At 71.6% G+C, this 14,205-nt stretch carries 12 protein-coding genes; 8 read left to right on the plus strand and 4 right to left on the minus strand.

The features are described 5' to 3' along the window. Position 1 precedes the first annotated feature (1 nt). The 8 genes from QF035_RS41000 (at position 2) to QF035_RS41035 (ending at position 8,569) form a co-directional block, all read left to right on the plus strand. Complete coding sequence (locus QF035_RS41000) at positions 2-1,135, plus strand: helix-turn-helix transcriptional regulator (RefSeq protein ID WP_307526370.1); 1,134 nt, start codon at positions 2-4, stop codon at positions 1,133-1,135. A gap of 11 nt (positions 1,136-1,146) precedes the next feature. Further along, a complete protein-coding gene (locus QF035_RS41005; protein WP_307526372.1) occupies positions 1,147-1,434 on the plus strand; it encodes a hypothetical protein in 288 nt (95 codons plus the stop codon). Between the two features lie 9 nt (positions 1,435-1,443). Then, positions 1,444-1,638, plus strand: coding sequence for a hypothetical protein (locus QF035_RS41010; RefSeq protein WP_269646754.1), 195 nt, complete (start codon positions 1,444-1,446; stop codon positions 1,636-1,638). Between the two features lie 237 nt (positions 1,639-1,875). Further along, entirely contained in the window at positions 1,876-2,163 is a 288-nt protein-coding gene (gene tatA, locus QF035_RS41015; protein WP_143635623.1) for a Sec-independent protein translocase subunit TatA, read from the plus strand. Positions 2,164-2,210: 47 nt separating this feature from the next. Next, complete coding sequence (tatC, locus tag QF035_RS41020; RefSeq protein WP_143635622.1) at positions 2,211-3,167, plus strand: twin-arginine translocase subunit TatC; 957 nt, start codon at positions 2,211-2,213, stop codon at positions 3,165-3,167. Positions 3,168-3,212: 45 nt separating this feature from the next. Further along, complete coding sequence (locus tag QF035_RS41025) at positions 3,213-4,103, plus strand: diacylglycerol kinase (protein ID WP_307526375.1); 891 nt, start codon at positions 3,213-3,215, stop codon at positions 4,101-4,103. Positions 4,104-4,174: 71 nt separating this feature from the next. Further along, positions 4,175-7,036, plus strand: a complete 2,862-nt coding sequence (locus QF035_RS41030) for a DEAD/DEAH box helicase (protein ID WP_307526377.1) — start codon at positions 4,175-4,177, stop codon at positions 7,034-7,036. Between the two features lie 672 nt (positions 7,037-7,708). Further along, a complete protein-coding gene (locus QF035_RS41035) occupies positions 7,709-8,569 on the plus strand; it encodes an AfsR/SARP family transcriptional regulator (RefSeq protein WP_307526379.1) in 861 nt (286 codons plus the stop codon). Here QF035_RS41035 and QF035_RS41040 read toward each other — a convergent pair. The 4 genes from QF035_RS41040 to QF035_RS41055 are packed head-to-tail and all read right to left on the minus strand — an operon-like array spanning position 8,451 to position 14,107. After that, the gene (locus QF035_RS41040) at positions 8,451-9,605 is read right to left on the minus strand and encodes an alpha/beta fold hydrolase (RefSeq protein ID WP_307526381.1); all 1,155 of its coding nucleotides are present in this window, start codon (positions 9,603-9,605) and stop codon (positions 8,451-8,453) included. The genes QF035_RS41035 and QF035_RS41040 overlap by 119 nt on opposite strands. 22 nt (positions 9,606-9,627) lie before the next feature. Then, a complete protein-coding gene (locus QF035_RS41045; protein WP_307526383.1) occupies positions 9,628-10,662 on the minus strand; it encodes a 3-oxoacyl-ACP synthase III family protein in 1,035 nt (344 codons plus the stop codon). Further along, entirely contained in the window at positions 10,659-13,844 is a 3,186-nt protein-coding gene (locus QF035_RS41050) for a type I polyketide synthase (RefSeq protein ID WP_307526385.1), read from the minus strand. Before QF035_RS41050 ends, QF035_RS41045 begins: the two co-directional genes overlap by 4 nt. Then, complete coding sequence (locus QF035_RS41055) at positions 13,841-14,107, minus strand: acyl carrier protein (protein ID WP_266741536.1); 267 nt, start codon at positions 14,105-14,107, stop codon at positions 13,841-13,843. The genes QF035_RS41050 and QF035_RS41055 overlap by 4 nt, the downstream gene beginning before the upstream one ends. Between the last annotated feature and the right edge of the window lie 98 nt (positions 14,108-14,205).

A 14,205-nucleotide genomic window follows, 5' to 3' on the forward strand; every position in this document is an offset into this window, starting at 1 on the left:
AGTGGCAGGAAAACCGGCCAAGCCCACGAACGCGCTCGACCAGACCCGGCGGATGCTCTCCCTGGTGACGTATCTGCGGGAACGGCCTGGCGCCCGGGTCGAGGATGTCGCGCGGGCCTTCGGGATCACCGAGGACGAGCTGATCTCCGACCTCGACGTGCTGCCGCTGTGCGGGACCAGCTTCCGCGGGGGCGATCTGCTCGACATCGACACCGACGGCGACCGGATCTGGTGGCACAACCCGGACGATGTCGCCGAGCCGCTGCGGATCGCCGCCGACGAGGCCACCGCGCTGCTGGTGGCCGCCCGGGCCGTGTCGACCCTGCCCGGACTGCGTGAGGGCGACCGGCAGGCTCTGCTGCGGGCCACCGCGAAGGTGGAGGCCGCCTCGGGCGAGGCCGCGGGGGCCAGTGCCCGGCTGTCGGTCACCTTCGAGTCCGAGGGCGGGGTCTTTGCCGACGTCGACCGGGCGATCTCCGAGCGGCGCAGGCTGTGGATCCGCTACTACTCGCCCTCGCGCGACGAGCTGACCGAGCGGGAGATCGACCCGATCCGCCTGGTCAGCGTCGGACACACGTACGTGGAGGCGTGGTGCCGCCGGTCCGAGGCGCGGCGCACCTTCCGGCTCGACCGGGTGGCCGAGATCAAGATCCTCGACGAGGCGTCCGCACCGCCCGAGGTCGAGCTGCGTGACCTCTCCGAGGGGCTGGTGCAGCCGGCCGCCGAGGATCCCGAGGTGGTCGTGGAGGTCGGCCCCGGCGGGCGCTGGGTGGCCGAGTACTACCCGCACGACAGCGCCGAGGAGCTCCCCGACGGCGGCCTGCGGATCACCCTGCGCGCCCCAGACCCGGCGTCGCTGCGCCGGCTCGCGCTGCGGCTCGGCCGGGAGGGCCGGATCGTGTCGCCGGCGGAGGTCGCGGACAGCGCCCGGCAGGCGGCCCGTGAGGCTCTCGCGGCGTACGACGGACCGCAGGGCGCAGGCGACTCCGGGGACCGGCCGCAGGACGTGCCCGATGCGCCTCGCGACGGTGCCCCAGGTGCTCCGCTCGACGGCGGCGGGGGAGCGCGGCGCCCGGACGACGGGCCGCACGGAGTTCATGACGGGCTGTACGGCAGGCAGGAGCAAGGGCTTTGAGCGGGTCGGCGATGTCGGGTATCAGTGAAATGTCCGTTGCGTCCGCGTTCTCGGGGATGACACGGGTGGACCCCGTGGTGTTCAAGGCCGCGTGCCCCGACTGCCGGGGCGGCTTCGAACTCTCAGCGAACGCCCTGCGCCTGGTCGTCGGCGCCACACATCGGACCACTTTCTACTCCTTCACCTGCCCGGAGTGCGGCGCCGCGGTTCGTAAGCCGGCCGGGGAGCGCATCGTCGAACTCCTCACCGGCGGAGGGGTCCGGGCCCTGCGGCTCCACGCGACGGCTCACGGGGCTTAGGGTCGAGCCATGTTCTGGCCGATGTTCGCGATCGCTGTGGGTTTCCTGGGAATCTCCGTCCTCGGCGTGCTCGCCGTCCGTGTCTTTCTGGAGGCGGAGCGTCTGGGCAGGCAGGTCACCGAGTCCGCACGCAGGATCAATCGCGCCGCCGAGGATCTGGAGCACGCGTCCGCCGGTGCGGCCCGCGCCGCGGACGCCCTCTGAGCCCTGCTGTCCGTGCGCTTTGAGTCACTCCGACCTGTCAGCTTCGCAGGATCGGCGGGTACGCTGCTGGTCGCGGCCCGGAGAGCGAGGCGCGGACCGCGAACTGGGAGTACGCACAGGGATTGCCCCGCGTTTACCCCTGAGCGTTACGATCGCTGCCAGCACGACTGTCGGACAGACGTCCGACCGGTCGGGCAGCAACCCAACCACGCCGCCTCGGTGAGAAGGTAAAAGCTTATGTTCGGAAGGCTCGGCGCTCCCGAGATCATTCTCATCCTCGTCGTCATCATCCTGCTGTTCGGCGCGAAGAAGCTTCCGGACATGGCCCGCTCGCTGGGCAAGTCCGCCCGCATTCTCAAGAGCGAGGCCAAGGCGATGAAGACCGAGGGCAAGGACGACAGTGCCACCCCGGCAGCCCCGCCGCAGGACGACCAGTCCCAGGTCCAGCGCACCATCCAGGCCGCACCCGGTGACGTGACCAGCTCGCGCCCGGTCACCGAGCCGACGGACACGACCAAGCGCTGACGCAGGGCCGGTGACCGCCGGCCCCCTGCACGAGATGGGAACGTGGGTTGCTCAAGTCTGCCCGCAAGAACGAAGAGAAGGATCCGGAGGGGCGGATGCCCCTCGCGGAGCACCTTCGTGAGCTCCGCAACCGGCTCGCGAAGGCGATGCTGGCCATCGTCCTCGTCACGGTCGTCGCCGCCTTCTTCTACAACGACATCATCAACTTCTTCACCGAGCCGATCCTCGACTCGGTGGGCTGTGCGAAGTCGTTCGAGCAGTTGGCGAGTGAGCCCAAGGACACCACCTGCGCGCAGATCACGATCAATGGTCTGCTCACGCCGTTCACCCTGGCGTTGAAGGTGTCCCTGATGGCGGGCGTCGTCTTCGCCTCGCCGATCTGGCTCTACCAGCTCTGGGCCTTCGTTGCGCCCGGCCTGCACAAGAGCGAGAAGAAGTACGCCTACGCGTTCGTCGCGACGGGCGTCCCGCTCTTCCTCGGCGGCGGATTCTTCGCGTACAAGGTGCTGCCCACCACGGCGAAGGTCCTGATCGAGTTCACACCGTTCGGCGTGGACAACCTGCTGCCCCTGGACGACCTGCTCGACCTCGTCACGCGCATGGTGATCGTCTTCGGCCTCTCGTTCGAGCTGCCGCTGCTTCTGGTGATGCTCAACATGACCGGGATCATCTCCGGCAAGCGCATGGCCGGCTGGTGGCGCGGCATGATCATGGGCATCACCGTGTTCGCCGCGGTCGCCACGCCCAGCACCGACCCGCTGACGATGATGGCGCTCGCCGGGCCGATCTGGATCCTCTACTTCGCGGCCACCGGCTTCTCGCTGCTGAACGACCGCCGCAGGGCCCGTCGCGAGGCCGAGGGCCCGGACGACGACGAGGCCTCCGAGCTCGACCTCACGCCCGAGGACATCGGCGAGATCGAGTCCGTGTCGGCGAACCGCGCGCTCCCGGCACAGGCGGACTCCGAGCACGACCGGATCAACGGCTACGACGACGTGACCTGACGTCGCCGGACGACCTTGCCGGACGACGTTGTAGGGTCCGTGGCCGTGACCAGCGAGATCACCCTCTTCGTCAACCCCACCGCGGGACGCGGCCGGGGCGCCCACGCGGCGCAGCCGGCCGCTTCCGCGTTGCGGGCGGCCGGCTTCTCCGTACGCACGGTGCTCGGGCAGAACGCCGAGGACGCCCTCACGCGCGCGCGTGCCGCCGTCGAGGCCGGCACGGGCGCCCTGGTGGCCGTCGGCGGCGACGGCATGGCCAACCTCGCGCTCCAGGCCGTCGCCGGGACCCGTACACCGCTGGGCCTGGTCGCAGTCGGCACCGGGAACGACTTCGCGCGGGCCCTCGGACTGCCGGTGCGCGACCCGGCCGCCGCGGGACGGGTGGTCGCCGAGGCCCTCAAGGGGGCACGGCTGCGCGACATCGACCTGGGGCGCGTCGGCGGCACCTGGTTCGGCACCGTCCTCGCCTCCGGCTTCGACTCGAGGGTCAACGACCGCGGCAACCGCATGAGATGGCCCACCGGCCGCTTCAAGTACGACCTCGCGATGCTCGCCGAACTCGCCGCCTTCAAGCCCTTCCCGTTCCGGATCACGCTGGACGACGGAGAGGTCCGCGATATCGAGGCGACGCTGGTGGCCGTCGGCAACGGTTCCTCGTACGGGGGCGGGATGAAGATCTGCGCGGGCGCCGATCTCACGGACGGGCTCTTCGACATCACCGTGGTCGGGGACTGCAGCCGAAGGTCGTTGCTCCGGGTCTTTCCGCAGGTCTACAAGGGGACGCATCTCGGCCACCCCAAGATCACCGTGCACCGCGCCGCGAAGATCGAACTGGCTGCCGAAGGGATCACCGGATACGCCGACGGGGAGCCGCTCGGGCCGCTGCCGCTGACCGCGGAGTGCGTACGTGGCGCGGTGCGGGTCGCGGGCCCCTGAGCAGCGGAACGCGGTCCCGGGGGGACTTCCTGAGCTGGTCGGACGCCGGATCCACAGGCTCCGATCGGATAATGATCGTCCTGTTGTCAGTGGTGGCCGGTAGTCTCGAATGCACGATGACAGAGGATCTCTCACCGGCCGAGCGGTACGCGGCAGCCCGTAAGCGTGCTGTCGAGCAGGCCACCGCGCTCGCGGACTTCCGCGAGATGTACGACTTCGGCCTCGACCCCTTCCAGATCGAGGCCTGTCGGGCCCTCGAAGCGGGCAAGGGTGTTCTCGTGGCCGCGCCCACCGGCTCGGGCAAGACGATCGTCGGCGAGTTCGCCGTCCATCTCGCCCTCCAGCAGGGCAAGAAATGCTTCTACACCACGCCCATCAAGGCACTGTCGAACCAGAAGTACGCCGACCTGTGCCGTCGTTACGGCGCGGACAAGGTCGGCCTGCTCACCGGCGACAACAGCGTCAACTCCGAGGCACCGGTGGTCGTGATGACCACCGAGGTCCTCCGGAACATGCTGTACGCGGGCTCGCAGACCCTCCTCGGCCTCGGCTACGTCGTCATGGACGAGGTGCACTACCTCTCGGACCGCTTCCGCGGCGCCGTCTGGGAGGAAGTGATCATCCACCTCCCCGAGTCGGTGACCCTGGTGTCACTGTCGGCGACGGTGTCGAACGCGGAGGAGTTCGGCGACTGGCTCGACACCGTGCGCGGCGACACCGAGGTGATCGTCTCCGAGCACCGGCCCGTGCCGCTCTTCCAGCACGTACTCGCCGGGCGCCGGATGTACGACCTCTTCGAGGAGGGCGAGGGCCACAAGAAGGCCGTCAACCCCGACCTCACACGCCTGGCGCGCATGGAGGCCAGCCGTCCGTCGTACCAGGACCGCAAGCGGGGCCGCGCCATGCGCGACGCCGACCGCGAGCGCGAGCGGCGACAGCGGTCCCGGGTGTGGACGCCGGGGCGGCCCGAGGTCATCGAGCGGCTCGACTCCGAAGGGCTGCTGCCCGCCATCACGTTCATCTTCAGCCGCGCCGCCTGCGAGGCCGCCGTCCAGCAGTGCATGTACGCGGGGCTGCGGCTGAACGACGAGGAGGCCCGGGAGAAGGTCCGCGCCCTCGTCGAGGAGCGCACGGCCTCCATCCCCACCGAGGACCTCCACGTCCTCGGCTACTACGAGTGGCTGGAAGGCCTGGAGCGCGGCATCGCGGCCCACCACGCGGGCATGCTGCCGACGTTCAAGGAGGTCGTCGAGGAACTGTTCGTACGCGGCCTGGTGAAGGCCGTGTTCGCCACCGAGACCCTCGCGCTCGGCATCAACATGCCCGCCCGCTCGGTGGTGTTGGAGAAGCTCGTCAAGTGGAACGGCGAGCAGCACGCCGACATCACCCCCGGCGAGTACACCCAGCTCACCGGCCGGGCCGGCCGCCGCGGCATCGACGTCGAGGGCCACGCCGTCGTGCTCTGGCAGCGCGGCATCAACCCCGACCACCTCGCGGGACTCGCCGGCACGCGCACGTACCCGCTGCGCTCCAGCTTCAAGCCGTCGTACAACATGGCGGTGAACCTCGTCGAGCAGTTCGGGCGGCACCGCTCGCGCGAACTCCTTGAGACGTCCTTCGCGCAGTTCCAGGCCGACAAGTCGGTCGTCGGGATCTCCCGCCAGGTGCAGCGCAACGAGGAGGGTCTCGAGGGCTACAAGGAGTCCATGACCTGCCACCTCGGGGACTTCGAGGAGTACGCGCGGCTGCGCCGTGACCTCAAGGACCGCGAGACCGAGCTGGCCAAGCAGGGCGCCTCGCAGCGGCGCGCGGAGGCGGCCGTCTCCCTGGAGAAGCTCAAGCCGGGTGACGTCATCCATGTCCCGACCGGCAAGTTCGCGGGACTCGCGCTCGTCCTCGACCCGGGGCTGCCCGCCGGGCGGTCCAACGGCCACCGGGGCTTCGAGCACCACGACGGGCCGCGGCCGCTCGTCCTCACCGCCGAGCGCCAGGTCAAGCGGCTCAACACGACCGACTTCCCGGTGCCCGTCGAGGCGCTGGAGCGGATGCGCATCCCGAAGTCGTTCAACGCGCGCTCTCCGCAGTCGCGCCGCGACCTCGCCTCGGCGCTGCGCACCAAGGCCGGACACATCGTGCCCGAGCGGCACCGCAAGCGCCGCGCCGAGGCCGCCGACGATCGCGAGATCGCCCAGCTGCGCACGGCGATCCGGGCCCATCCCTGCCACGGATGCACCGACCGCGAGGACCACGCCCGCTGGGCCGAGCGTTACCACCGACTGCGGCGCGACACCGCCCAGTTGGAGAACCGCATCGAGGGCCGGACGAACACCATCGCCCGCACCTTCGACCGCATCGTCGCGCTCCTGACCGAGCTGGACTATCTGCGCGGGGACGAGGTCACCGAACACGGCAAGCGGCTCGCCCGGTTGTACGGCGAGATGGACCTGCTCTCCAGCGAATGCCTGCGCGAAGGGGTCTGGGAGGGCCTCGGCCCGGCCGAGCTGGCCGCGTGCGTCTCGGCGTTGGTGTACGAGTCCAGGGTCGGCGACGACGCGATGGCGCCGAAGCTGCCGTCGGGCAAGGCGAAGGCCGCGCTCGGCGAGATGGTCCGCATCTGGGGCCGGCTCGACGCCCTGGAGGAGGACTTCCGCATCACACAGACCGAGGGCGTCGGCCAGCGCGAGCCCGACCTCGGCTTCGCCTGGGCCGCCTACGAGTGGGCCTCCGGCAAGGGCCTCGACGAGGTGCTGCGCGAGGCGGAGATGCCCGCCGGTGACTTCGTCCGCTGGTGCAAGCAGGTCATCGACGTGCTGGGACAGATCTCGGCCGCGGCGCCGGTCTCGTCCGGCGCGAGTTCGACGGTGGCGAAGAACGCGCGCAAGGCGGTTGATCAGTTGCTGCGGGGAGTGGTGGCTTACTCGTCGGTGGGGTGAGTTGACGGGGCGGGTCTGGATGCGGCTTCGGCCGGGGAGGCGCTGGTGGGTGTCGGCTGCTTCCCCCTCCGGGGTTTGGCCGGGGGCCGACGGCGCTGGCCTCGGCGGGGCCTGCCGGTGCCTGCGTGGGGCCTGATGATGCCTCGGCGGGGCTTTCGGGGACGGTAGGTCCGGCGGGGCGGAGGCGGACGGGATCGCCTCGGCAGGCGGCTCTGTAGGTGTCCCGGCCTGGCCCAGCCGTTTGTGCTGGGCGGGGGAGTGCCCGTGGGCGGCGGGCCGGTGGCCTTGGGCGGTGCCAGGGTCCGACAGGCCACACAGCGGCTCCGGGGCGTGCCGGAGCGGGCGCGCATCGGGACTTGCGGGGGTGGTGCGGCTTGGGGTCTGTGGGAGTGGCGTGGTGCCGGGGTCGGGGGTGGTGCGGCTTGGGGTCTGTGGGAGTGGCGTGGTGCCGGGGTCGGGGGTGGCCCGGCTTGGGGTCCGCGGGAGTGGCGCGGTGCCGGGATTTGCGGGAGTGGCCCGGCTCGGGACTCGCCGGAGTGGCGCGGCGGCGGGATCTGTCAGGGCGGCCCGGCACAGGGCCTCCCGTGCTTCTCCCGCGGGGCTCCAGTGGATCTCCCGGGGCGCTACCCGGTGTCGGGGCAGGCTTGGCTCAGGAACGGCTGAGGAGTTGCCATGCGCTTCCGAGTACTGGGTCCTGTCTGCCTCGAACCCCGCACACCGTCCGCGCCCAAACAGAGGGCGGTGCTCGCGACCCTGCTGGTGCGTGCCGGAGCCGTGGTGCCCGCCGGCGCCCTCTTCGACGAACTGTGGCCGGACGGGCCGCCCCGCACCGCCGCGACGACCCTGCAGGTGTACGTGTCCCATCTGCGCAAGGCCCTCATTCAAGGGGCCCATGGCCGGGGGCCGTTGGAGACCCGGCCACCCGGATATCTGCTGCGGGTCGAGCCCGGCGAACTGGATCTGCGACGGTTCGAGGAGTTGTTCTCGCGCGGCCGGGCCGCCTTCGGGGCCTGCGATTTCGCGGCCGCCTCAGGGGCGTTGGGGGACGCCCTCGCGCTGTGGAGCGGGCCCGCGCTGTCCGGCGTCCCGCAGGGTGAGGTGCTGATGGCGGCGGCCGTACGCCTCGACGAACTGCGGCTCGAAGCGCTGGAGTTGCGGATCGAGGCGGACCTGCGGCTCGGCCGCCACCACGAGGTGACGGGCGAGCTGATGGAGCTGGCCCGCGCCCATCCGCTGCGCGAGCAGTTGCACTGCCAGCTGATGGAGGCGCTGCGCCGGGCGGGCCGGACCACGGACGCGCTGCGCGCCTACCGTGCCGTACACCGGTCGCTGCACGACGAGTTGGGCGTCACGCCCGGGCCCGCCCTGGTGCGACTGCACGCGCGTGTGCTCAGCTCGCACGCGTCCGAGCCGGTCACCGCCGCCGCTGTTGCCGCCGCCCCTGCCGGCCGGCCCCGCGCAGGTTCCAGGCGAGCCAGCGGCGGACCGCTCCCGGATGTCCGGGCGAGCCGTGCACATCGTCGATCACCTTGACGCGTACGTCGGGCACGGCGGTGCGCAGGAGGTGCGCGTCGCGGGGCGGGATGATCTCGTCCCGGGCGCTCGCCACGCAGCGGACCGCCGCGCCGACCGAACGCAGTTGCTCCTCGGTGAGGGCGAACTCCTGCAGCTTTGAACGGAGTTCTGGCTCGTCCCGGGCTCCGGTCAGTCGGCTCAGGGTGTCCTTGGTGATGCGCGGGACCCGCTCCCACCACGTCGGGTCGGTGAAGAAGCCGGCGACCGGCGGGCCGACCGTCAGGATCCGGCCGACGCGCGGGTCCTCGGCGGCGGCCCGCAGGGCCATGTGTCCGCCGAAGCTGAGGAAGAGGAGTGTGGCGGCGTCGGTGCTGGCCCGGGGCGACAGGTGGTCCAGGAGCCAGGGGATCAGCCGCCAGGAGTCGGCCGTGTAGCGCTGGGTGTTCTCGCCCACGCCGGGGAGTTCGGCGACCACGGCCGCGTAGCCGAGTTTGGTGAGCCGGGGCAGCAGGGGTGCCCACTGCTCCTTGACGCTGACGATGCCGCCCATCATGAGGAGAAGGGGGCGGTGGGAACGGCGGTGCGTGTCCAGGCCCGACGCCCATGCGTGCAACGTGCCGTCCGGGTACGGGAGTTCGAGACGCTCGATGCCTCCGTGCGTCCGCCGCCAGGTGTCGAAGGTGGCGACGGCCGTCTGCTGTGCGTGGCGTCGGGGATCGTCGTACGGGTAGGGGAAACGGGCCAGGGTGTAGTGGCGGCAGGCCGCCAACAGGCGTCCCCGGTCTTCCAGTTCGTCGCCGCGCAGCCGCCAGACGCGGGTCCAGGAGTCGGCCGCGTCGGGGGCGTCCGTGCCGATGCGGGCGAGGATGCGGGCCGTTCCGCGGGCGCCCATGCCCTGGTTGCGGGCGTGGATGCGGGCGAATTCCTTCAGCTCGCCCAGGTGGTCGAGCGGGGCCCGGACAGCACCCTGCTGTTCGGGCGGCCGGTCGAGGTGGTCGAGGTGGTCGAAGGGGTCGGCAGGCGTGATGTGGTCCGTGGGATGGCGCTCGGGCATGCGATGTCCTTCCGGCGAGGGTTCAGAGGTGTTCCAGCGCGAAGCCGGCTTTGATCCACTTGCTCGACTCGACGGCCACGGCCAGGGCCTTCTGACCGCTCGTCATCTCCCGCAGCAGGCGTTCCAGTTGGAGGAACGGGAGGGCGTTGCCGTTGTTGCCGGTGTCGGCCACGCAGGAGATCTCGCGGGCCTCGGGCACTCCCAGTTGCTCGGTGATCAGCCGGGTCATCCGTCCGGACAGCTGCGGGGGCAGCAGGAAGTCGAGGTCCCCGGCCGCCCAGCCCAGGCTGTCGAGCAGCTCCCAGAGGATCTCGACAGCCATCGTCGGTACGGACTCCTCGATGGCCTTGTAGTCCTCGATGAGCGCCTGACGCGGTTCGTCGCGGTCGGCGAGGCCGAACCAGTCGATGATCTGGCCCGGCTCGCGCCCCAGGCCCGTACAGCGGTTGAGGACCCGGCGAAGCGCCACGGCCCTGTCGCCCGGCCGCGAACCGAGGACGGCTGCCCCCGCGCCGTCGCCGAACAGCACGCAGTTCACGAGGTCGCCCGGAGCCGCCTCGGAGAGGTCGCGGCGCAGGTCCAGATGCTTGGTGCAGACGTCGCCGCCGATCGCGAGACCGGTCGTGAACTCGCCGCTGCCTATGAGGTACTGGGCGACGGACAGCGCCTGGACCGCCCCCGCGCAGCCCGACTGCAACTGGTAGGTGGGCAGTTGGTCGAGGCCGAGCTGGTCGGCCACCTGGTTGACCGTGGCCGGCATCAGATGGTCCGGCGTCGCGGTGCCCAGGACCAGGAACTCCACCTCCGCCGGGTCCGTTCCGGAGTTCTCCAGCGCGTTCGCCGCCGCGTCTGCGCACAGGTCAGCCAGGGTCCACCGGATGTCGCCGCTCGTCAGATCGCGGGCGAAATGCCGGGTGCGGGTGCCGATGAAGACGTCGATCCACTCCTCGTTGACCCCCAGGGCGGCGGCGAGCGCGGTGTTGTCGACGGGCTCGCCGGGCAGCGCCGAACCGGCGGACCTGACGTGGACGGAAGGGGAAGGGCCGGGAGGGGTCATGCGGACGTCTCCTGCCGCAGATAGCCGATGAGCTCGCCGAGGGAGGTGAGCCGGGGGAGCAGGTCCTGGACCGGGAGCGCGCCCACCGCGGGCAGGCGCTCGGTCAGACGCTCCTTGAGTTCGACCAGGGCGACGGAGTCGAGGCCCAGGTCGTCGTGGAAGCGGGAGCCGGGGGAGAGGGCGGTGGGGTCGTAGCCGCCGAGTGCGGCGACGGTTTCGTACACGGCGGTGGCTACGGGGTCCTGGGGCGGAGTCGCTGGTGTGGTTGCTGTCGCTGTCACGGCTTCTGTGGGCGGCGGGTCCGCCTCCGGTGCCTGCGGCTCCTCCTGTACGGCGACGGGGGCGCCCGGTGCCGCCGTACGCGTCGGCCCTCCCGTGTGCCAGAAGCGGCTGTCCGTGGCGAAGGCGTACGGGGTCAGGCGGGCCGGGGTCTGGTCCCGGCCGGGGTGGGCCGCCGCCGTCCAGTCGATGTCGATGCCTGCCCGGTAGAGCGCGGCCACGGTTTCGGCGAGGGCGCGGCCGCCAGATTCGGGAGCGGGGAGCGGGTGCAGGGTGACCGGCTCGGTGGACCGGTCGAGGGCTTCCGGGTCGGCGGACCGGTCGTCCAGTCGGCGGGCGAGGGTGGTGAGGACCGGACGGGGGCCGAGCTCCAGGAGGTGCGTCGGCCGTTCGTCCAGGAGCTGGGCCGCGGCGTCGGCGAACAGCACCGGAGCCTCGATGTGTTCGGTCCAGTACGAGGCGTCCAGTTGCTCGGACTCCAGGCGCTTGCCGCGCAGCGTCGAGTAGAACGGCAACCGGGGTGTCCCGCCCGTGACTTGCTCGGCCACCCGGCGGAACGCTTCCAGCGCCGGGCGCATCAGCGGGGAGTGGAAGGCGTGCGAGACGTCAAGGCGGCGGAGTCGTACGCCGTCCAGCTCGCGTGACTCCGCGATGCGGTCCAGTGCGGCCAGGTCGCCCGAAATCACGGTCGAGCGGGGGCCGTTGAGTGCGGCGAAACCGACCAGCGGCTCGCGCTCGACCAGGTCACGCAGCCGGTCCGCGGAGGCGTGCACTGCCAGCATGCCTCCGCCGTCGGGGAGTTGCTCCATCAGGGCACCTCGTACGGCGACGAGTCGCGCCGCGCCTTCGAGAGGCAGCGCACCGGCGTGAACGGCGGCCGCGAACTCGCCCACGCTGTGGCCGAGCAGCAGGGCGGGACGTACGCCGACTTCGGTGAGGGTCGCGCCGAGTGCGTGGCCGACCGCGAACAGGGCTGGCTGGGCCCAACCGGTCCTGTGCACCGCCGCGTCGCCGGTGAGGAGCAGGTCGCGGATGGAGCGGCCGGTGTGGGGGAGGAGCGCGGCGTCGACGCCGTCGAGGTGCCGTCGGAACAGGGCGGACTCGCGGTAGAGGCGGGCTCCCATGCCTGGGTACTGGGCGCCTTGGCCGGTGAACAGCCAGGCGGTGAGGGGCGGTTCGCTGGTGGCGTCGTTGCGGTTGGTGGGGCTCGTTGACCTGGTCGGAGCGGTCGGAGCGACCGAGGTGGCAGGGCGGGTCGAGCTGTTCAAGCCTGTCGGGCCCAGGGCCCCGGCCGCCTCCCGGAGTCGTACCGCCAACTCGGCGCTGTCCCCGGCCACGACCGCGTAGTGCCGGCCGTGCCCTGTCTTCACCCGCTGCGACGCCCGGCACAGCGGCCCGATCGGGGTGCGGCGCCGGCCGATGACGTCGGACTGCGCCAGCAGATTGCGGCGGAGGGCCCGCTCGGTGGGCGCTGTGAGGACGAACACCTCGGCGCCGAGGCGGCTGCCTGTCGGCTCCGGCAGGCTGGTGACGGGGCCTGGGCGAGCGGTTCCCGAATGGTCCGACAGGCCGGACCCTGTCGGCTCCGGCAGGCTGACGCCGGAGCGGTCCGACGGGGTGGCTGAGCGCCGCATTCCCGCCTCCGCCCGGCTCGACGTCGGCGCCGACTCCAGTACCGCGTGCGCGTTCGTACCGCCCATGCCGAAGCTGCTCAGACCCGCCAGCACCGGCTCTCCGGAGGGCAACCGAAGGGGAGCCTTCAGGAGCCGCAAACCCTGCTCGGCGAGCCGTAGTTGAGGGTTCTCGCGGGCCGCGTACCGGCTCACCGGAACCGTGCGGTGGTGGAGGGACAGGCACGTTTTGATGAGGCCCGCGATGCCGGCGGCGCCCTCCGTGTGGCCGAGGTTGCCCTTGACCGAGCCCAGAGCGAGAGGGCGCCGACGGGGCCGGTCGGCGTGCAGGTGGCCCAGCGCCCTTGCCTCGATCATGTCGCCCAGGGCCGTACCGGTGCCGTGGGCCTCCAGGAACGACACCTCGTGCGGGTCGGCGCCCGCCCGGCGGCAGGCTGCCGCCAGGACCTCCTGCTGCGACCAGCGGGAGGGTGCGGTGATGCCGTTGCTGCGGCCGTCCTGGTTCACGGCGGTGCCCCGGATCACCGCGTACACCGGATCGCCGTCCGCGAGGGCGTCCGCGAGGCGGCGCAGCACCACCGCGCCCACGCCCTCGCCGCGCCCGACCCCGTCCGCCCCAGCGCTGAACGGCTTGCAGCGCCCGTCCGGCGCGGCGAGGCCCGCCTTCTCGTAGAAGAGGCCGAGCGCCGGAGTCAGGGCGAGGTTCACACCGCCCGCGATCGCCCGGTCGCACTCCTCGGTCAGCAGCGCGTTCACCGCGAGATGCACCGCCACCAGCGAGGACGAGCACGCCGTGTCGACGGCCATGCAGGGGCCGCGCAGGTCGAGGTGGTACGAGATCCGGTTCGCGATCATGCAGTAGCCGTTGCCCGAGCCGATCTGAGGGGTGATGCGCGGCAGGTCCGTGAGCGTGAGCTGTGCCCACTCGCTGCCCATGACCCCGACGAACACCCCGGTCGGCGATCCGGCGAGCCGCCCGGGCGCCACCCCCGAGTCCTCGACGGCCCGCCACGCGCACTGGAGCATCAGCCGCTGCTGCGGGTCCATCGCGGCGGCGTCGCGGGGTGGGATCCTGAAGAACTCGTGGTCGAAGGCGTCCGCGTCCGCGAGGAATCCGCCCTCCGTCGGGCCGCCCGTGAGCGACGGGTCCCAGCGCGGCGACGGGACGGGGCCTGTCCCGTCGCCCGAGCGCATCAGCAACTCCCAGAAGGCGCCGGGGTCTTCAGCGCCCGGGAACCGGCAGTCGATGCCGGTGACGGCCACCGCGTTCATCCCTGGCCCTCCAACTCGGTCAGCAGGTGCCCGGCCAGCGCCCGTACGGTCGGGTAGTCCCAGGCAGCCGTCGGGTCGATGGTCACCTCGTAGTGGTCCTCGACGTCGCCGCACAGGCTCAGTGCGGCCACGGAGTCAAGGCCGTATTCGGCGAGCGGGGTCGTCGGGTCGATCTCGGTGGGGGGCCGTCGGAGGTACTCGGCCACGCGGGTGGTGATCCAGGTGGTCAGTGTCTGCTCGGTGTGCGCCGTCGGTACGGGCATGACCGGTGGTCCTTTTCTTTTTTTTGGGGGGGTGATGTGTTTCGGCTGCGGGTGCGTTGTGGCTGGTCGCGCAGTTCCCCGCGCTCCTGAAGGGCGGA

Source organism: Streptomyces umbrinus (genome assembly GCF_030817415.1).
GTDB lineage: Bacteria > Actinomycetota > Actinomycetes > Streptomycetales > Streptomycetaceae > Streptomyces > Streptomyces umbrinus_A.

What these genes read in the sequence shown, in the direction of transcription:
- QF035_RS41005 (WP_307526372.1), top strand. Translation starts at nt 1,147, where the DNA reads ATGTCGGGTATCAGTGAAATGTCCGTTGCGTCCGCGTTCTCGGGGATG.
- QF035_RS41010 (WP_269646754.1), top strand. Translation starts at nt 1,444, where the DNA reads ATGTTCTGGCCGATGTTCGCGATCGCTGTGGGTTTCCTGGGAATCTCC.
- tatA (WP_143635623.1), top strand. Translation starts at nt 1,876, where the DNA reads ATGTTCGGAAGGCTCGGCGCTCCCGAGATCATTCTCATCCTCGTCGTC.
- QF035_RS41030 (WP_307526377.1), top strand. Translation starts at nt 4,175, where the DNA reads ATGATCGTCCTGTTGTCAGTGGTGGCCGGTAGTCTCGAATGCACGATG.
- QF035_RS41035 (WP_307526379.1), top strand. Translation starts at nt 7,709, where the DNA reads ATGCGCTTCCGAGTACTGGGTCCTGTCTGCCTCGAACCCCGCACACCG.
- QF035_RS41040 (WP_307526381.1), bottom strand. Translation starts at nt 9,605, where the DNA reads ATGCCCGAGCGCCATCCCACGGACCACATCACGCCTGCCGACCCCTTC.
- QF035_RS41045 (WP_307526383.1), bottom strand. Translation starts at nt 10,662, where the DNA reads ATGACCCCTCCCGGCCCTTCCCCTTCCGTCCACGTCAGGTCCGCCGGT.
- QF035_RS41050 (WP_307526385.1), bottom strand. Translation starts at nt 13,844, where the DNA reads ATGAACGCGGTGGCCGTCACCGGCATCGACTGCCGGTTCCCGGGCGCT.
- QF035_RS41055 (WP_266741536.1), bottom strand. Translation starts at nt 14,107, where the DNA reads ATGCCCGTACCGACGGCGCACACCGAGCAGACACTGACCACCTGGATC.